This window comes from Saccharopolyspora sp. NPDC050389 (assembly GCF_040655595.1).
In the GTDB taxonomy this organism is placed as follows: Bacteria; Actinomycetota; Actinomycetes; order Mycobacteriales; family Pseudonocardiaceae; genus Saccharopolyspora.
This window is the reverse complement of record NZ_JBFAKG010000023.1, coordinates 71,882-90,198: the sequence shown is the minus strand read 5'-3', so window position 1 is coordinate 90,198 and position 18,317 is coordinate 71,882. Positions and strand designations below refer to the sequence as shown.

Here is an 18,317-nt window from a genome sequence, read left to right as displayed (position 1 = left end):
CGAGCCGTTCGGGGTGCGCGGTCAGACCACGTTGAGCTCGCGCTGAACTGGGCTTCCGTCGAACCGATCCGCCGACAGGGGCGTCACGTCCACGAAAGGAGGCACACCGAGGTACAGATCGCGGATCACCTCCCCGGCGGCGGGGGCTTGCAGGAAGCCATGGCCGGAAAAGCCCGCCGCATACAGCAATCGGCCCACCGAGTCGCTCTGCCCGATCAGCGCGTTGCAGTCCGGGGTCATCTCGTACAGTCCCGCCCACCCGCGTTCGATCGGCAGATCGACCAACCCGGGGGCACAGGCACGGGCCGCGTCGTTGAACGCAGGGAGCCATTCATCGGAGTAATGGGTGTGGAATCCATACTCCTGCGTCGGGTCGGACATGCCCAACAGGAACCCGTCGTCGGAATTGTGGAAGTACAAAGACGTAGCGAAATCGATGGTGAACGGAATCCGGGGCGGCGTCGGGGTCAGCGGCCTGGTCAGCACGAGTTGCCGGCGCAGCGGCTCGACTGCCAGGTCGACACCGACCATCGCTCCCAGAGATTTGGACCAGGCACCCGCTGCCACGATGACCGTCGAGGTCCGCACCGCGCCCCTGTTGGTCTGGACTTCACGGATGTTGCGCGCACCGTCGGTTTTGATGTCGACAACGAGGGTTTGTTCGAACACACGCACCCCGCGAACCTGGGCGGCGTGTAGGAAGCCTTGTGCGGCTGCGGGCGGACGAGCATGGCCGTCGTCCGGGGAGAACGCGGCCCCGAGAAGGCTCTCGCCGCGCACGTAAGGACACAGGCGCTGGGCTTCGGCGGCCGAGATCATCCGGCTGGACACGCCCATGTCGTTTTGAATCGCCACGCTGCGCTCGAACCGAGCCAGATCAGCCTGCTCTCGCAGCAGGAAAAGATACCCCACCCGCTCCATCGAGATGTCGATACCCATGGACGACTGGAACCGGGCGTAGGTCTGCAGGCTGCGGGCTCCGAGCGCGATGTTGAGCGGGTCGGAGAACTGCGCCCGCAACCCACCGATGGGCTTTCCAGAGGATCCCGAGGCCACCTGGCCGCGCTCGACCACCACGACATCGGTGACACCGGCTTCGGCGAGGTGGTAAGCGATGCTGGCGCCGACGATGCCACCCCCGATCACGACGACTTCCGCGTGCTGGGGAAGCTCGGCCCGACTACCAACTTCGGCTCGCATGAGTCACCCTTCAACCTCGGTTGCACTGCGGGATCCGCGACGTGACGAGTCGTTCCGGCGGCAGTGCGCTCTGCGTGATCCAGGCCACCTGGCCGGTGGATTCCTAGAAGGTACGCAGGAAGAAGCGTCAGCACTATCGATGTTTTTTCAGGCTATTCGTTTAGCATGTCTATATGGACGTGACGATGGGGCAGCTCCGAGCGCTGCGCGAACTCGCGCGGCGCGGCACGATGGCTGCCGCCGCCGACGCGCTCGGCTACACCACGGGTGCCGTCTCGCAACAGCTCGCCAACCTCGAGAAGACGACGGGCAGGACTCTGACGACCAAGTCGGGACGGAGAGTGCAGCTCACCCGCAGCGGGATGATCCTGGCCGAGCACGCCGAGCACGTGCTGCAGGCAGAGGCCGACTTAAGAGGCGCGCTGGAAGCCGACGAGCAGGACGTCGCCGGGCCGATCCGCATCGGCACGTTCGCGACGACGGCGTCCGCGCTGCTCGTGCCCACCATCGCCGAGGCATCGAAGCGCTACCCGAAGGTGACCATCACCAGCAGGGAGTTCGGCGTCGACGAAACAGCAGCTGCCGTCCGCGACGGCGAAGTGGACATCGCCCTCGGCATCGACTACTCACATGCACCCATGCCCAGAGATCCCCGGACCGAGCTCGTCCGGCTCCACACGGAACGCTTTGGTTTGGCCGTCACCGCGAACCTTTACACGCCGGGTGCGACGCCCCTCGGCACCGCACGAGACTGGCCCTGGATCCTGCCGCCCGCGGCGACTCAATACGCCCGGGCGCTCTACGCGGCCTGTCGACTCTCCGGCTTCGAACCACAGGTGGCACATGAAGTCACTGACACCCGAACCTCCCTGGAACTCGCCGCTCAGGGTCTCGGGGTCGCGCCCATGACCGACCTCATGGAAGACCTGCTGCGCCCTGATGGGTTGCGCAAGATCGAGCTGGAGGAACGCATCGAGCGGCACATCGTCCTCGTCCGCCGCACGCAGCCCACACAACCAGCAGCCGTCGCGGCTGTCACGGACCTGTTCGCCGAAGTCGTTCGCGAAGCACGCGAACAGACAGACTCCGACACCGGAGCTGAGCCGTAGACGATTCGCACAACAAGGACCAGGGTTAGCCACGCAGGACGTCGATCTGCGCGTCGACGGCCGCGTGATATCCGCGGCTCGGTAGGTCGCCGTGACCGCCCCGCAGCGTCTTGGCGATCGTCGATCCGACGCCGCCCGGATACCGGGACCGCCACCGATGAAGAAAGGTCGGCCGGCCCACGTCGTTCACATGCTGCGCACGAAAGGAGGGGCGGAGACGCTCGCGCAGATCCTGTTCGCAGAGACCGGGAGCCTCGGTCTCCGCCGCTATCTCCTGGACCGGGTCGCGCTCCCTCGCCGAACCACCACGGTCAACGTCGACGGCTACCCGATCAGCATCAAGCATCATCAAGACCCTGCGTGTCTTCCTCGCCGAACGGTGCTGTGGGTACGTGCGGCGGCTGCACGTACCCACAAGAACACCGTGCACCACTGGATCGAGTTGGCGTCGTTTTAGTGCTCGGCGTGCTTCAGCAGGTGTTGTGCCTTCGGTGATGTTGGGTTGGTAGTAGGCGTGTCCTGGGCCGGGTCCGCGTGATTGGCAGAGTGCGATGGTGTGCAGCACGGCGTTGAGTTGCCGGTTACCGCCGGTGTTGAGGCGGTGCCGGGTGGTGTTGCCGCTGGAGGTGTCCAGGGGGGGCGGTGCCGGTGTAGCTGGCGAAGTGGCCGGCGGTGGGGAAGCGGGTGGCGTCGCCGATGTGACCGAGGATCTTGGCGGCCAGGATGATGCCGATTCCGTGTTGATCGAGGCGTGGCGGGTGTGCATCAGCCCGTGCTCGTCGAACTCCCAGTTCTCGTTGCCGTAGGAGCGGAACCAGTTGCCGGCGTCATCACGGTGCTCGTAGGCGAACCGCACGGCGATGCGGTTGGCGTCGTAGGCCCACCGCTCCTTGATCAGGCGGTAGTCCAGCTCGGTGTTCCACTTGCGGGTCAGCAACGCGACGATCTCCGCGGCCGGTGGCGAACTCCGAGCGGTTGCGCCGCCGGGAGGGCGTCGAGTTCTGTCATATCAGCCGCGCACAGCTCGACATCTGCGGCGCCGGTGTTTTCAAGCAGGTACTTCGGGCTCTTGGCGCCGGAGATGGGGATGACGTACTCGCCCCGGGCCATAACCCAGGCGAGCGCTACCTGGCCGTGGTGGCGCCGATGCGCTCGGCGATGTCGCGCTCTGACCGATCTCGGCCAGGTCCAGGTCCGCGTCGTCAAGCACGATCGCAGCGGACTTCCCACCGAGTTCCAGGGTGGCCGGGCGCAGCAATCGACCGCAGGTCTCGGCGATCTGCTTCTCTAGATGGGGTTTTTCGGTTCCGATGGTCGTGGTGGCTCCGTGTCCGGGGTGGACAACCCGTGTGTCCGGAAGTGCGAACAGCTTCTCGCTGATCGATCGCAGGATTACGTCGAAGTCTGAATAGGACCGTCCGGTGGCTCCGGGGCCGCCGGCGAACAGGGTGTCGCCGGTGAAGACCGCGTCCAGCTCGGGCACGTCGAAGCAGACCGCACCAGGGGCATGCCCCGGGGTGTGCAGCACGTGGAGGGTGATGCCTGTGACGTGGATTTCCTGGCCATCTCGCAGTTCACCGTCGGGCTGGCCGCCGGGGTGGGTGATGCGCCACAGCACGTGGTCGTCCGGGTGCAGCAAGACCGGGGCACCTACCGCCTCAGAGAGCGCGGGCGCGGCACGCACGTGATCGTCGTGTCCATGCGTGGCCAGGATCGCCACCACACGACGCCCGTCGACCACCTTCTGAATCGCCGGGACATCGTGCGGTGCGTCGATGACCACGCATTCGGTGTTGTCACCGATCACCCACACGTTGTTGTCGACGTCGAAGGTCTGGCCATCTAGGGAAAACGTGCCCGAAGTGGTCGTGTGAGCGATGCGTGCGGTCATCAGAACACCACCACCGAGCGCAGGACCTCACCGCGCTCCATCTTGGCGAACGCGTCCTCGACCTGGTCGAGCGCGATCTCCTCGGTCACGAACCTCTCCAGCGGAAGCCTGCCCTGCCGGTACAGATCCGTCAGTATCGGGAAGTCGCGGCTCGGCAGGCAGTCCCCGTACCACGAGGACTTCAAGGCGCCACCGCGGCCGAACACGTCCAACAGCGGCAACTTCAGTTCCGTCTCCGGCGTGGGCACACCGAACTGTGCGACAGGCAGGGCGATGTTGATCAGGCTGCGTGGACCCGGACGGGCACACTGCTCCAGCCCTTGAGCGTGTTGTTCAGCTTGGGAATCGTGGCGCCGGCCGGTTCGAGCCGTTCGATGCGCTGGGCGAGCGCGGTGAGCACGAGTTCGACTTCTAGCCGGGCGATGGGCTGGCCGACGCATTGGTGGATGCCCATGCCGAAGGCGACATGTCCGGCCGCTTTGCGGGTGATGTCCATCCGGTCGGCGCTTGGCCCCCACTTGCGCGGGTCGCGGTTCGCCGCGCCCAGGAACAACAGGACCTTTTCCCCTTCGGGTATGCGGACGCCCGACACTTCGACCTTGCGGGTCGTGGTGCGGAAGAAGGTTTGAACCGGGGACTCGTAACGCAGTGCCTCGTCGAAGGCGAAGCGCGCCAGCGCCGGCTTCTCGCGCAACCGAGCCCATTGATCGGGGTTGGCTGCAAGTGCCTGCACGGTGTTACCGATGCCGTAGACGGTGGTGTCGACACCGGCGGACAACAGGGATCGCACGAGCATGGGTGCCTGCTCGGCGGAAATCTCGCCGCGGTCGGCAGCATCCCACAGACGCGCTCCAAGGCCACCTGGAGCAAGCGCATCACGCTGGCAGCTGGCCCAGATCCATTCCTGAACGGGTGCAGCCTTGACCAGAGCCTGTTCGAGGAGATCGTTGCGCGGGCCGAAGGCGTTGAACGCCAGCCCGCCGTAGGGCAACAAGTGCTCCCGGCCCTCGGTCGGCAGCCCGACCGCGTCCGGGAAGACCTTGAGCGGGTAGCGCTCAGCGAGATCCGTGACAGCGTCGAAGTGCCCCCGAGCGACCAATTCGTCGGCGAGCGTCTCGGCTTCGGCTCGGAACGTGTCGCGGAAACCGCGCACAGTGCCCGCAGAAATCACCTTGCCCATGGCCTGGCGTGCGACGGTGTGATCGGGCGGGTCAGCTTCGAGCAGCAGGCTGGGCACCCGCCAGGGCTTCTCCGCGTGGAAATCGCTGAGCCCGACACCGCGGCTGGAGCAGAAGGTCTCGTGGTCGGTCAGTGAGGAATAGACCTCGTGATGGCGGGCCATCGCCCACACCCGGTAGCGGTCGAGATAAACCACGGGGCCGGCGTCACGCAGGCGCTCGTGCATCGGGTACGGATCGCCGAGATTGCGCTCTGAGAAGGGATCGACGTGGAGGACGGCGACGGCGCTGTTCGGGACGGTGGTGGACATCGGTGTCTCCGTCGGTTAGAGGTCGAGGACCAGACGCGGAGAGCACGACCGGGACACGCAGATCATCATGGTGTCCGCTTCGGTCTTCTCCTCGTCGGTGAGCACGGAATCGCGGTGGTCCGGTATCCCGCCGAGCACGGGGGTCTCGCAGGTGCCGCAGGTGCCCTCCTGGCAGGACGAGAGCACGGTGACACCGGACTCCTCGACGACCTCGAGAATGGATCGGTCGGCAGAAACGTTCACGACCGCGCCGGTCTGGGCGAGCTCGACTTCGAAGGCTTCCCGCGGACCGCCGGTCGCGCCGGCTTTCGGGGCGAATCGCTCGACGTGCAAGGCACCGGCGGGCCAGCTGGTGCAATGCTGCTCGACGGCCGCCAACAAGGCCTCTGGCCCACAGCAGTAGATCGCGGTGTCGGTGGCGTCCTGCCCTGGCTCGGCCAGCAGGCCAGGCAGGTCGAGCAGTCCGTGTTCGTCTTGCGGCTGGATCTTGACGTGGCTGGGATACCGGGTTTCGAGGTCGTTTCGGAATGCTATCGAATTCCGCGTCCGTCCACCGTAGACAAGGCGCCAGTCCCGCCTCGCCGCCGCGACCTCGGCGATCATGGGCAGGATCGGTGTGATGCCGATGCCGCCTGCGATGAACAAGTAGCGCTTGGCGTCCACGAGAGGGAAGTTGTTGCGGGGCCCGCGGACGTGGACCAGTTGTCCCTCGGACAGCTCGTCGTGGACGTGCTGCGAGCCTCCCCGTCCGGCTTTCTCCCGGAGGACGGTGACCTGCAAGGTGGACAGATCCCGCGGGTCCCCGCACAGCGAGTACTGGCGGATCAGGTTCTCGGTGAGCACGAGGTCCACATGCGCGCCCGGTTCCCAGGAGGGCAACGACTTCCCGTCGGGATGGCACAGGGTAAGCCGGACGACGCCGTCGGCGATGGTTTCCTTGCGTTCGAGCACGAGATCGAGTTCGTACTCGTCACGCGGGGTGGTCTTCATCGGATGTTCTCTTCCTGATCTCCGGCTGGAACCAGGACCGGTTCACCTCCGGGAAGTTCTGGTCCGGGTTCGGCCGGGTGGTGCCCGGCGGGGTGTGCCAGCAGCCATTCCCAGAGCTGCACCGGGTCCTCGAACTCGCGCTCGGCGGAGCAGTGGCAGACGGCACGCAACCGATCAGTACCCAGCACCCAATGGATGCGGTACACGCGGTCGCCGGAGAGCATGGCGTTGTTGGCGGGGATCTGGCTCATGAGCTCGCGGCAGACGTGGGCTGCTGGGCGAGCTGGCGCTGGAGCAAACGACGCGCCGCAAGCCCACCAGTGTCGATGTTGATCGACAATTCCTGGTAGCCCTCGGGTTCCGCCGAGACGACCCTCTCTAGCACGTTGAGGGCCGCCACGTCCTGCAGCACGACGGTGCGGTTGTTCTCGGCGAGGAACTTCGACACGTCCTCATCGCCGAGTGCGAAGTCCCGGGCCACCGACCAGAAATCGTGCGTGGAGTACTCGGTCTCCGGCGTGATCGCGTAGACCACCTCGACGTGGAAAGCATCGGGGTCGCTCCCGTCGGGATTCGGAACGGATCCCACCGGCGCGATCCGGCTGTGCAGCTTGTACAGGCACGGTGGGGTGTACTCGATGTCCTGCCAGCGCGAGATGCGGCCCTGCAAACCAGTGGGCTTGGCGTAGAAGGGCGGGCATTCGGCGTCGTCCATGTGTCGGGATACGTAGACGATGCCGGCGTCGTCGTCGACCTCAGTGGTGATCGGGGTCGCGGCGACCTCCGGCGTACCGATGTATCCGCCGTGTAGGTAGGTCTCGTGGGAGAGGTCGAGCAGGTTGTCCACCAAGAGGGAGAACCGAGCCTGCAGCGGTTCCATCCCGGCCACGGTGGTGTATGCCGGCGAGTCCAAATACGGTGCCCGCGGAATGCTCGACACATCGGCCTTCGCCGGGTCCCCGATGAACACCCACACGAACGAGTCCTGCTCGACGAGCGGGTACGGCAGCAGCCGAGCGGTCCGCGGAATCCGGTTCTGCCCGGGCACGAAGACGCACTTGCCGTCAGTTCCGTAGGTGAATCCGTGATAGCCGCAGACCACCTGGTCGTCCACGAGCCGGGACGGCGCCTGCGACAAGGGGAATCGACGGTGCACGCACCGATCAGGAACAGCGGTCACCTGTCCACTCCTGGCGCGCCAGAACAGGATCGGTTCGCCGCAAATGGTGCGGGAGAACAAATCCTGACCGATCTCAGAGCTGTAAGCGGCTACGTACCACTGATTCCGCGGAATGCTTGACATGATCAGCTCCTCTTGGAAGGGAATCTCAGTTCGTGCTCTGCGCACTGGTCGCGGGCGCGGGCTTGGGTTCGGCCGCAACGGCCGGGCGGAGCAGCAGGAGGAGAACGGCGGTGGCGGCGAAAACCACACCGACGGTCAGGTACAGGCTCTGCGGCGTCCAACCGACGTCGAGCAACGCTCCGGCAACCGCAGGCGCGGCGATCGCACCGATACGACCGATCCCGATCGCGGCGCCCACCCCGGTAGCACGGACGCCGGAGTCGTAGATGATGGGCGTGAGGGCGTAAAGACCGGCGACGCAGCCGTTGACCGCCACACCGATAGCGGCACCGAGGACCAACGCGGCGGCAAGCGACGACGTGGCCGCGATGAACACACCCAGCATGACCGCTGTCGACAGCGCGTAGGCGATCAACACCGAACGCAGCGCAAAGCGTGCGGCCAGCAACCCGAGCAACGTGGCACCGAAGATTCCGCCGAGGTTGAGCAGGGTGCCTCCCGTGACGCCCTGCGCGGTGGACAGCCCAGCCTTGGTCAGCAACGTCGGCGTCCAGCTGGTGACGAAGTAGAACCCGGCCATGACCAGAAAGAACGCCGTCCACAACAGAAAGCTGGCGCGTCGCAGATCGGACGACAGCAGCTTCCGGAACCCGGCACCGACACCGGCCTGAACAACGGGCGCCGCCGGCAGGTGGTCGAGCGTCGGCAGGCCGAGCTTGCGGGTCAACTGGTTGACCTTGTCAAGTGCACGTGCGGGACGGCGGGCGAGCAGGAAGTCCAGCGACTCCGGCAACAAGGCGAACACCACCGGGATCCCGACAGCCGTGGCCACTCCTCCGAACAGGAACACCGCTCGCCAGCCGAATTCGGCCAGCAGCACGACCGAAACGAGACCTCCCAAAGTCGCGCCGAGCGCATAGCCCGTCGAGTTCAGGCTGACCACTAGTCCGCGCCAGCGCCGGGACGCGTATTCGCTGGCGATGACGTTGCTGCTGGCCAGAATTCCCCCGATCCCGACGCCAGTTGCGATCCGCAGCGCACCGAGCTGGGTCGCCGACTGGCTCACCGAGGACAGCAGCAAGCCGGCGCTTGCGATCGCCAGGCACAGCAGGATCATCGGGCGTCGGCCAACGCGGTCGGCCCAGGGCGCGAGCAACATCGATCCGGCGGCCATGCCAACCAGTCCTGCCGACAGCAGCAAACCCAACTGGGCGCCGCTGAGATCCCACTCGGCCATGACGGCCTTGCCCGTGAAGGACATGACGAGCACATCAAACCCGTCGAGCATGTTGAGCAGCACGCAGACCGAAACGGCCGCCCACTGGAAGCGGTTCATCGGGCCTTCGTCGAGGCTTTTCCGCAGGGAGCCGGTCATCGGATCGAACTCCGGAAGCCGTGGACAGGCGAAAGTCTCATGGCAGCACTCCGTTGTTGACTGCGTCGTGTTCGTCGACTCCCGCCGCACCGGTCGGGCGCGGAGACCTGGCAGTCGCTCATGGACTTGCGATCCGGTACCGGGAAGCATCTTCAGGAGCAGCGTCCGAACCAACGCTCTTTCCATAAAATGGAAGACCAAATGTGAGCTGGACCGCGTCCCTGCGGCAACAGCAGAAGGCATGCTTGCCCTCCGGCCGGCCCGAGCGTGGTCGACTCCTACGCGGCTGGCCCCAGGAGCGATCAAACCTGGTGATCGGGTACTCACTGCCTGGTCACGGGGTGCCCGGCGGCGCTCGCACCCTGGTACCGTCCACCGGAACCTGCGCTAGCGGATTTTCACCGGGCTACCTCGCTGGCTTTGTCCTTGCAGCTGAACCGGGTCACGGCCGAAGGTGTTCGTGTCATCTGATGGAGGACGAGTGACATGGCGCGTCGAGGTCGCCCCGCCGGCTCCACCGGCCCCGTCGTGGGCCGTGCCCTCCGGCTGCTTGATGCGTTCAGCGCGCAGCGTCCGGAGCTGTCCCTCAGCGAGATCGCTCGGCGGGCGGAGGTGCCGGTGGCCACCGCGCACCGGCTCATGCACGAGCTATGCGGGTGGGGTGCCGTCGAACGCGGCGAGGACGGGCTGTACCGCATCGGGCTGCGGTTGTGGGAGCTCGGCTCGCTCGCCCCGCGCGGTCAGGGCCTGCGGGAACGCGCACTGCCCTTTCTTGAAGATCTTTCACAAATAGCCCGGGAGAACGTGCAGCTGGCCATCAGGGAGGGCACCGAGGTCATCTTCATCGAGCGGATCGCCGGCTCCGGCGCGGTGCCCGTGCTGACCCGGGTGGGCGGACGGTTCGCACTCACCGCGACCGGTGTCGGCTTGGTCCTGCTCGCGCACGCCCCCGCAGACGTGCAGGACGAGGTCATCAACGGGTCGATCGAGCGCTACACCAGCCACACGGTCACCGACCCCGAAGAGTTGCGCCGGATGCTCGCCGACGTTCGGACCAACGGATTCTCCATCAGCGACGGGCAGATTTCACTCGACACATTGTCGGTCGGCGCTCCCATCTACGGCGGACACGAGCAGGTGGTCGCCGCGGTGTCCCTGGTCGTCCGCAACGACGGCACGTCACCACACGCCCTGGTCCCGCTAGTGCGTACAAGCGCTCGCGCGATCTCCCGAGCACTGAGCGGCCCAGCCTGAAGACGGCGGTGCATTGACGCATTCCGCCCGAACGCCGGAGAGCTCGTCCAATCTGGCCGCTGATCGGCAGATCAGCGGCCGAACTCCTTCGGTATGAACCCACATCGGATCACCGCGTAGAACACGAACAGGATCCCTGCAGCGCACCCGCCTGGTGCATTCTCTGTCGGCTTCCTGCCGCCGTACGTATGGAGGCTGCCCAGGCAGCTGACAGGAGGGACAGCTCAGTTCGGTAGCTGTCTCATGGACGCTCGCGTTTCGCGCTGGTGCGGGTGCAGCTGGCGGGCATGGCCAGGGCGTTCTTCGGCATCGGTGCGACAGAGGAATCCACCTCCGGCGGCTTCCTCGCCTTTCTCAGTCGCCTCGTCATCCCAGCTTTAGCCGGGAGCTTCGGCGATCCACCCGCGGCACCGATCCGAGACCTTTGAGCCGGTCGGCACCGAGCAGAGGGGAGAGACAACGTGGATTCCGTAGGTGACATCGTTATCGGCGGCTTGAGGCACCGTGCCGTCCTGGTTAAGGGTCACCCGGAACGATGCCGCGGCCGGGTCCACTGCGACGAACGATGCCCGCGCTCCGCGTAGACGGGGGTGGTGGTCACGACCGAGCTCGTCGATGGCCGACAGGGGACGATGTTCCTATGCGACTTCTGCAGTGACGGTCTGGTTCGGAGCGACGGAGACCTCGGTGAAGCTGTAGGTTTTTCCGTTGATCTCCTCGGTCTTCGCCGGCCGGTCCTTGCCGTCAACCTTGATCGTGGAGTGCTTGCCCGGGAAACGGGCCTGCCAGATGTAGCTGTCGGAGCCCGTATCGTTCGTCAGGGCCGATTTGATCACCCCGTCGTGGCGCAGCGTGAAAGTGTTGCCACCGATCTTGATTTCCTTGATCTGCAGCCAGTCCATGTCGGAGGGCATGCGGGACTGGGTGCTGAGGGACTTGGCCGGGGCGTTGGGCTCGACACCCATGAGGCCCTCGACGGTCTGGCTGAGCAAGGTGTAAGAGACCTCGGGATAGTCGCCGTTGGGGCCCTGCTTGGCAACGGGATGCTGGTCGTTGCGCTTGTCGTAGACGTACTGCATCCACTTCCAGGCAGTGTCGTTGCGCTGGTAGGCGAAGAAGGTGTCGGGAAGGTAGGAGATTGCCTCGATGTTCGCGGGCTTCCCGCTGCCGCTGGCCTGCTCGTCGATGTAGTCCAGGTAGGCGTCGGTGCGCGGACCCGGATCCATGATCTGCTTCATGGGCATGAACCAGCTGTTCTCCTTGCCCCAGCCGGTGAGAGGCTCACCGTCGGTGGTGTAGGCGCGGATCATGGATTCCCCCGAACCGGAACCGCTCCAGGTGGAGTTGAAGTATTCCTTTAGCTCGTCGGCCTTCTTCCGGTACTCCTCGGCCAGAGCGTTGTCGCCTTTGCTCCCGGCCAGCTCGGACATCGCCCGGTAAGCCTGGTATTGGGCCCCGATGGCGTCGCCTGCCTCGGCGAGCGGTTCGTCGCTCGCCTCGTTGTAGCTGGCGGCTCCGGCGAAGATGCCCTTGCCCGTGCCCTCCGCGACGCCGTTGGGCTTGTTGCCGTCGTGGCGCTCGACGAACTCCTTCGTCGCGTGGCGGTAGAAGTCCCAGAGCGTGCTGTCGTCGACGTAGGCGCTGTCTCCGCTCCAGCGGTATGCCTCGTTCGCTTTCTCGACCAGTTCGAAGGTGGCTGGTACCTCGCGGACGAAGGAGCTGGGGCTGGCGTAGTCGATGGACAGGCGTGTCTTGTTGTCGAAGTTGAAGGACCACACCGGGTAGTAGTTGTGCTCCTCGGTCGCGGACGCGGCGAACGCGCTGAGCATGGCCTTGTTCGCGTCGCTCAAGCCGAGGACCGAGGCGCCGCTGATCTGGTGGGCCATGTCGCGTGAGTAGTAGCCGCTGCGATGGGCGTAGCCGGCCCAGTAGGAGAAGCCGTAGACGCCCATACCGGTGCCCGTGGTGTTGTGCTCGTCGACGTTGAGCGGTCCGTTCGTGCCCGGCTGCTGCACCCAGCTGTTGGCTTTGCGCTTCGACCAGTTGAACATCTCGACGAGCTTCGGGTCAGACGACGAGACCACAGGGTCGACGGGCGCGGCGGGCGAGACCATGAGGTCGTCGGCGTTGACCCAGCCGCTGCCCGATTCGAAGGCGAGCTCCAGCTCGTCGCCGCTCTTCAACGCGATCCGGCTGAGGGTGTATCGGGCATAGGTGGGCCGGCTGGGCAGGTCCACCGATCCAGCCGTGGTGCCATTGACGCGGGCAACGAACTTCCCGCCAGCACCCCCCGTGGCGATCCAGGCTGAAAAGTCGTAAACACCATCACTTGGTGCCGTGATCTTCTGCGAAACCTTCTTTCCGTCTCCCCCGTCGAGGTAGGCCAACTTTGCGCCACCGTGGGGCTGATTGGTGGCCACTCCGGCACCGGAAGTGACGTCCCAGCCTGCGGTTCCCTCCTCGAATCCGGGGTTCTCGATGCTGAGTGGTGTCGATGCCGCCGCGGCTGAATCCCCCAGGATCACCGGCGTCAGCGGGGCCAGGGTGACAAGCGCGGCGATGGTCGCAAGGCGTGCGGGAGGGGGGCGTCTCATGGCTGGCTCACTCCAGAAGGTGGAGGACGGGGTGGCCGAAAGTTAACCGTCCGACCCACAGACTTTCAAGGTCCATGCAGGTCTGATTGGTGGGATCGAGCAGAAAGTTTTCATTGAAATATTGCAAGTGATTTCGGCTCATTGTTAGCCTCCCCGCGCCGGACCTGCTCCCGAGGGAGGTCGGCATCCGAGCCACAGGCAGAGGTGGTTGAGCATGAACATGAGTCGTCGCAGAGTGCTGGGACTTGGCGGGGCTCTCGCCGTGAGCGCAGGTCTGAGCGGCCTCGCTGCCTGTTCCTCTGAAGCGCGTGTCGGCTCGGTCGGTGACCCGGCGAAGGGCGATATCACGGTATGGAGCTGGGCGGGGCCGGCCGCTGAGATGCGGGCTCTGGTACCGAAGTTCAACGAGCTGTACCCGGGCATCAAGGTCACGGTCCAGGACATCGGAAATCCGGCCATCTGGGACAAGATCACCACTTCGATGGCGGCTGGTGGCGCAGGGCTCGCGGACGTGCTGCACATCGGTGTCGACTACCTGCCCGCATACACGGACCGGTTCCCCGGGCAGCTCGCCGACCTGAGTGCACTCAGCGCGGGCAAGTACCAGACAGCCTTCTCTGAAGGTCTCTGGCGGACGGTCTCCCCGAAGGGATCGCGGATCGACGCGCTGCCCTGGGAAGCCAATTCCGGCGGCTTCTACTACCGTGCCGACGTTTTCGAGGACGCCGGTGTGGACGTGGATGCCCTCGAAACCTGGGATGACGCCATCGAGGCCGGTCTGAAGATCAAGGAGAAGACCGGCAAGCACCTGCTCGGCATCGACAAGCCCGCCTCGCAACAGGACTCGGCCAACTTCTTCCAGCTGCTGCTCCAGTTGCAGGGCTCCACGTACTTCAATCTCGACGGCGAGATCATGGTCAGTTCTCCCGAAGCTGTGAGAGCCATGACGCTCATCAAGCGGATGAACGACGCCGGCCTGGTGAACGACATTTCTGGCGGCATGAACGCCCTGATCAGCTCGATCAAGAGCGGTACCGCGGCGGTACTGCCATGGCCGACCTGGTTCGGTGACGAAATCGAGGAAGCCGTTCCCGACGAGGCCGGACTATGGGGGGTGCGCCTGCCGCCCGCCGTCCGGCCCGGCGGCACCAACGTCGCCACCGTGAACTCCACCCACCTCGCCATCTCCGGCACCAGCCACCAACAGGCCGCTGCCTGGAACTTCGTCGAGTTCGTTCTCACCCGGCCTCAGTCCCAGGTTGAGATCTACAAGAACAAGGGCATTGCCCCGGCCCTGCTGGCGGCGTACGAGGACCCCTTCTTCCATCAACCGTCGAAATTCTTCAGCGGTCAGAAGAAAGGCGAGATCTTCTACAAAGCGCTCAGCGCCGACTCCCAAGCCTTCAACTACACCTCTGACTACGCCCGCGCGCTCAAAGCGGTCACCGACGCACAGACCAGGGTTCTGCTCCGAGGGGCCGACCCGGCCACCGAACTGCGCCGAGCCGCTGACCAACTGGCCGCGCAGACCGCACGCAAGGTGGCCCAATGACCATGTCTGCCACGCAAACACACACCGCGCCCGCGCCGCGGAGAGCGGGGCGAAGCCCGCGGTCGCGTCCGAGCGCGCGCCGTCTCGCGCCGTACGCGTTCATCCTGCCCGCCGCGATACTGTTCGCCACGTTCAAGCTCTACCCCATCGGCTGGTCGTTCGTCCTCAGCCTCTTCAAGTCGGTCGAGGGGGTCGACACCTACGTCGGCTTCGACAACTACGCCCGGCTGTTCGCCGACCCTCTATTCTGGACCGCCCTGCAGAACACCGTCATCATCCTGGTGATCCAGGTGCCGCTGATGCTCGCGCTCGCCACCGGTCTGGCGGTCGCGCTCAACTCCACTGTCCTGCGGGCGCGTTCGGTCTTCCGCCTCGGGTTCTTCCTGCCGATGACCACCGGCCTCGTCGCCTACGGAATCATTTTCTCCACACTCCTCAACCAGCAGTACGGGCTGGTCAACTGGCTGCTCTCGCTCATCGGCATCGGTGAGGTGCCATGGCTCACCGACCCGCTGTGGGCGCAGATCGCCCTGGGCCTCGTACTGACCTGGCACTACACCGGCTACAACGCCGTCATCCTGCTCGCGAGACTGCAGACCATCCCCAGCGAGCTCTACGACGCCGTTGCCGTCGACGGTACGAGCGCCTGGCAGTCCTTCCGGCATGTGACGCTCCCGGGGCTGCGGCCGACGATCCTGCTCACCACGGTGCTTTCCACCATCGGCACCCTGCAGGTCTTCGACGAGCCGTACGTACTCACCCGCGGCGGCCCGGACAACGCCACGCTCACCATCGGCGTGTACCTGTACCAGAACGCTTTCACCTACTTCGACTTCGGCTACGCCTCGGCCATCGCCTATGTGCTCGCCGTGCTGATCGGAGTCCTCGGCCTGATTCAGTTCCGGGTCCTGGGAGGGAAGTCATGAAGCAACCCTCGAGTGGTGTCATCCCGGCTTCAGGCACCCGCGCGCCTCGCCGCTTCGCGGGCAAGAGCATCTTGCTCACGTCCGGGCTGGCCATCGCTCTCGCAGCAGTAGTTCTTCCCTTTTACTGGGTCGTCATCGGCAGCACCCACAGCAGTGCCGACATCTTCAGCTCCCCTCCACCACTGCTACCCGGCGGACATCTGGCGCAGAACCTCTCCAGTCTCCAGGAGACGGCGCACTTCGGTCAGGTCGTGCTCAACTCCCTGCTCATCGCGGGCATCTACACCCTCTGCGCGGGCCTGGTATGCACGCTCGCCGGCTACGCCTTCGCCAAGTACCACTTCAACGGGCGTGACTGGCTGTTCGGTTTGCTGATGCTGGGTCTGGTCGTCCCCAACCAAGTCACCTTGGTCCCACTGTTCAAGATGATGGCGGAGTGGCAGTGGCTCAACACCTACCAGGCCGTGATCATGCCGAACCTGGCACTGCCCTTCGGGATTTTCTTGATGCGCCAGTCCATGGCCGCCCTTCCCGACGAGCTGCTTGACGCCGGACGCATGGACGGCTGCGGGGAGTTCCGCATCTTCCTGCGTGTCGTGCTTCCGCCGATGAAGCCCGCCCTGGCCGCCCTGGCCATCTTCCTCTTCCTCTTCCAGTGGAACGACTTCATCTGGCCGCTGATCGTCCTCCGCGACAGCGCCTCCTACACGATCCCCGTCGCACTCGCCTCCCTGCAAGGACTGGACGACACCGACTACGGCGCCATCCTCACCGGAACCGCCATCGCTGCCATTCCGATGGCACTCGTTTTCCTGGCCCTCCAACGCCACTTCGTCTCCGGCCTGCTCGCCGGAGCCGTCAAGGAGTGAATGTGAGCATCCTGTCCGCTGAGGCTGTCACCACCGCTGAACTGGCCCCGGCTCCTTTCGAACCGCTGCTCGACACGGTGGAGATAGCGGTTCTCGCGGCCGGTGCGGGTCCTGTTTGGACGCTGTCCGAACTTCCCGGGGGCCTGAGAATGCTGCAGGTCGAATCCCCTGGCGCCGCCGTCGAGATCCGGCTGTCGGTCCCGCTCGATGACGCTGTCGGCTACTGGCACCCCAAGGCGGGCTGGAGCCGAACGCTCGTCGCCGACTGGGAAGGACGGTCCAGGGTCAGTCTCATCGACGGGCTGGCCGTCGGCTGCCTCTACGACTACACCGGTGCCACTCTGCTCACCTTCGCCGCCGCCGACCCGGTTCCGGAGGTCTCGCTGCGCTTCGGGGTGTCCGAGGAGAACGACACCCACGTGGTGCACCTCGAACTCCCGGCATCCGACACGCCGCATCGCTTCCTCTTCGTGCCCCGCAGCCCGTCGGTGGCTTCCGCACTGAGTGCGCTGCGTGGATGGTACGAGGCCGAGATGCCTGCGCCCATGCCGGTTCCGGAGGCGGCTCGGCTGCCCTTGTACTGCACCTGGTACGCCTTCAACCAGCAGATCGACGCAGCGGAAGTCGAGCGGCAGGCCGAACTCGCCGCGGACATGGGCTTCGGCACGCTGATCCTGGACGATGGTTGGCAGCGTTTCGGCAGCGGCCGCGGCTACGCCGGTGTCGGCGACTGGATCTCCGACACCGACAAGTTCCCGGACTTCGCCGCCCACGTCGCACGCGTACGCGGCGGACTGCGCTACATGATCTGGGTCGCTCCGCTGCTCCTCGGCCCCCAGGCGGATTGTTACGAGGAATGGGCACCTTTCGCTCCCGTCGCCGCCAGGGTCCCCGGCGCCTACGTCCTCGATCCCCGACACCCTGAAGTGCGCACCCACGTCGTCGGCACATGCCTGCGCCTGGTACGCGACTACGGCCTCGACGGCCTCAAAGTCGACTTTCTCAACGAAGTCATGGTCTACGCCGGCGATGAGCGCGGTGACGTCGGGCAGGCGCTGAAGCTTCTGCTCACCGAATTGCGCGGCGCGCTGCTCGCGGAACGCTCCGACCTGCTCCTGGAGCTGCGCCAACCGTACGTCGGCCCCGGCATGGCAGCCTTCGGCAACATGCTCAGGTCCTTCGACTGCCCAGCCGACTCCACCGCCAACCGCGTCCGCACGATCGACACCTCCCTGCTCGCCGTGGGAGGCGCCGTTCACTCCGACCCGCTGCTGTGGGACACGTCCGCCCCGGTCGAGGCAGCCGCGAGGCAACTCATCGGTGCCCTGCACTCGGTACCGCAGGTCTCCGTCCGCCTTGACGCGCTCACCTCGGAGCAGGCCGAGGCGGTCCGCTTCTGGTTGGCCCAGTGGCGTCGCCTGCGGCCCCAACTGCTCGACGGGACAGTCGATCCCGGGCGCCCCGACGAGCTCTATACGCTGGTCAGGGCCGAGTCCGACGGCGTGCACGTGCTGTCCGCGCACGACGACCGCGCCGTTCCCGTGCTGCCTGCTACCCAACGGGAGACAGTCCTGGTCAACGCGACGACCAAGAACCGGCTGGTCGTCGATGTGGAGGACTCGGGAGCCCAGGTGGAGGTCGATGTCCATGGCCCGGACGGACGTATCATCGAGCGGACCCGGATGTCACTCGTACCAGGCCTGCACAGCATTCCGGTCCCGAGGATGGGACTGGCGCTGCTGACGAAGACCACGTGACCCGCCAC

General features: G+C 65.6%; 16 protein-coding genes and 4 pseudogenes. 7 read left to right on the top strand and 13 right to left on the bottom strand.

Annotated features, from left to right (window positions below; all coding sequences use genetic code 11):
- Positions 1-21: 21 nt before the first annotated feature.
- Entirely contained in the window at positions 22-1,200 is a 1,179-nt protein-coding gene (locus AB0I53_RS17435) for an FAD-binding oxidoreductase (protein WP_358603343.1), read from the bottom strand.
- Between the two features lie 173 nt (positions 1,201-1,373).
- Here AB0I53_RS17435 and AB0I53_RS17430 point away from each other — a divergent pair, with 173 nt between their 5' ends.
- Positions 1,374-2,309 carry a LysR family transcriptional regulator gene (locus AB0I53_RS17430; protein WP_358603341.1) on the top strand — a complete coding sequence of 312 codons (936 nt, stop codon included), beginning with the start codon at positions 1,374-1,376 and terminating at the stop codon, positions 2,307-2,309.
- Positions 2,310-2,466: 157 nt separating this feature from the next.
- Positions 2,467-2,766 (top strand): nickel insertion protein, encoded by a 300-nt coding sequence (larC, locus tag AB0I53_RS17425; RefSeq protein ID WP_358603398.1) that lies wholly within the window; start codon positions 2,467-2,469, stop codon positions 2,764-2,766.
- A gap of 57 nt (positions 2,767-2,823) precedes the next feature.
- On the opposite strand, the pseudogene AB0I53_RS17420 reads toward larC, so the two are convergent.
- The 11 genes and pseudogenes from AB0I53_RS17420 to AB0I53_RS17370 all read right to left on the bottom strand — a co-directional run.
- A pseudogene (locus AB0I53_RS17420) lies at positions 2,824-2,934 on the bottom strand (transposase); the annotation flags it as partial.
- Positions 2,891-3,007 carry a hypothetical protein gene (locus AB0I53_RS17415; protein WP_358603395.1) on the bottom strand — a complete coding sequence of 39 codons (117 nt, stop codon included), beginning with the start codon at positions 3,005-3,007 and terminating at the stop codon, positions 2,891-2,893. The pseudogene AB0I53_RS17420 and the gene AB0I53_RS17415, both read right to left, overlap by 44 nt.
- 95 nt (positions 3,008-3,102) lie before the next feature.
- A pseudogene (locus AB0I53_RS17410) lies at positions 3,103-3,246 on the bottom strand (DUF1348 family protein); the annotation flags it as partial.
- Positions 3,240-3,443 (bottom strand): annotated as a pseudogene (locus AB0I53_RS17405) (aldo/keto reductase); the annotation flags it as partial. The pseudogenes AB0I53_RS17405 and AB0I53_RS17410, both read right to left, overlap by 7 nt.
- The gene (locus AB0I53_RS17400) at positions 3,358-4,200 is read right to left on the bottom strand and encodes an aldehyde dehydrogenase family protein (RefSeq protein ID WP_358603338.1); all 843 of its coding nucleotides are present in this window, start codon (positions 4,198-4,200) and stop codon (positions 3,358-3,360) included. The gene AB0I53_RS17400 and the pseudogene AB0I53_RS17405, both read right to left, overlap by 86 nt.
- Positions 4,200-4,451: pseudogene (locus AB0I53_RS17395) on the bottom strand (S-(hydroxymethyl)mycothiol dehydrogenase); the annotation flags it as partial. The gene AB0I53_RS17400 and the pseudogene AB0I53_RS17395, both read right to left, overlap by 1 nt.
- Positions 4,452-4,480: 29 nt before the next feature.
- On the bottom strand, positions 4,481-5,689 hold the full coding sequence (locus AB0I53_RS17390) for a cytochrome P450 (protein ID WP_358603335.1): 1,209 nt from the start codon (positions 5,687-5,689) through the stop codon (positions 4,481-4,483).
- 15 nt (positions 5,690-5,704) lie between these two features.
- Positions 5,705-6,679 carry a PDR/VanB family oxidoreductase gene (locus AB0I53_RS17385; RefSeq protein ID WP_358603332.1) on the bottom strand — a complete coding sequence of 325 codons (975 nt, stop codon included), beginning with the start codon at positions 6,677-6,679 and terminating at the stop codon, positions 5,705-5,707.
- Complete coding sequence (locus tag AB0I53_RS17380) at positions 6,676-6,930, bottom strand: hypothetical protein (RefSeq protein ID WP_358497355.1); 255 nt, start codon at positions 6,928-6,930, stop codon at positions 6,676-6,678. The genes AB0I53_RS17385 and AB0I53_RS17380 overlap by 4 nt, the downstream gene beginning before the upstream one ends.
- Positions 6,927-7,982 (bottom strand): aromatic ring-hydroxylating dioxygenase subunit alpha, encoded by a 1,056-nt coding sequence (locus AB0I53_RS17375; RefSeq protein ID WP_358603329.1) that lies wholly within the window; start codon positions 7,980-7,982, stop codon positions 6,927-6,929. Before AB0I53_RS17375 ends, AB0I53_RS17380 begins: the two co-directional genes overlap by 4 nt.
- Positions 7,983-8,007: 25 nt before the next feature.
- A complete protein-coding gene (locus tag AB0I53_RS17370) occupies positions 8,008-9,600 on the bottom strand; it encodes an MFS transporter (protein ID WP_358603326.1) in 1,593 nt (530 codons plus the stop codon).
- 243 nt (positions 9,601-9,843) lie between these two features.
- Between AB0I53_RS17370 and AB0I53_RS17365 the strand changes: the two genes are divergently transcribed.
- Positions 9,844-10,611 (top strand): IclR family transcriptional regulator, encoded by a 768-nt coding sequence (locus AB0I53_RS17365; protein WP_358603323.1) that lies wholly within the window; start codon positions 9,844-9,846, stop codon positions 10,609-10,611.
- A gap of 638 nt (positions 10,612-11,249) precedes the next feature.
- Here AB0I53_RS17365 and AB0I53_RS17360 read toward each other — a convergent pair.
- Positions 11,250-13,136, bottom strand: coding sequence for a hypothetical protein (locus tag AB0I53_RS17360; RefSeq protein WP_358603320.1), 1,887 nt, complete (start codon positions 13,134-13,136; stop codon positions 11,250-11,252).
- Between the two features lie 283 nt (positions 13,137-13,419).
- Here AB0I53_RS17360 and AB0I53_RS17355 point away from each other — a divergent pair, with 283 nt between their 5' ends.
- From AB0I53_RS17355 to AB0I53_RS17340, 4 genes are read left to right on the top strand one after another with little or no spacing between them, the layout of a single operon-like run.
- Positions 13,420-14,757, top strand: a complete 1,338-nt coding sequence (locus AB0I53_RS17355) for a sugar ABC transporter substrate-binding protein (protein WP_358603318.1) — start codon at positions 13,420-13,422, stop codon at positions 14,755-14,757.
- Between the two features lie 2 nt (positions 14,758-14,759).
- Positions 14,760-15,683, top strand: coding sequence for a sugar ABC transporter permease (locus AB0I53_RS17350; RefSeq protein WP_358603316.1), 924 nt, complete (start codon positions 14,760-14,762; stop codon positions 15,681-15,683).
- The gene (locus AB0I53_RS17345) at positions 15,680-16,552 is read left to right on the top strand and encodes a carbohydrate ABC transporter permease (RefSeq protein ID WP_358603314.1); all 873 of its coding nucleotides are present in this window, start codon (positions 15,680-15,682) and stop codon (positions 16,550-16,552) included. The genes AB0I53_RS17350 and AB0I53_RS17345 overlap by 4 nt, the downstream gene beginning before the upstream one ends.
- Positions 16,553-16,554: 2 nt before the next feature.
- Positions 16,555-18,309, top strand: a complete 1,755-nt coding sequence (locus tag AB0I53_RS17340; protein WP_358603312.1) for a glycoside hydrolase family 36 protein — start codon at positions 16,555-16,557, stop codon at positions 18,307-18,309.
- Positions 18,310-18,317: the final 8 nt, after the last annotated feature.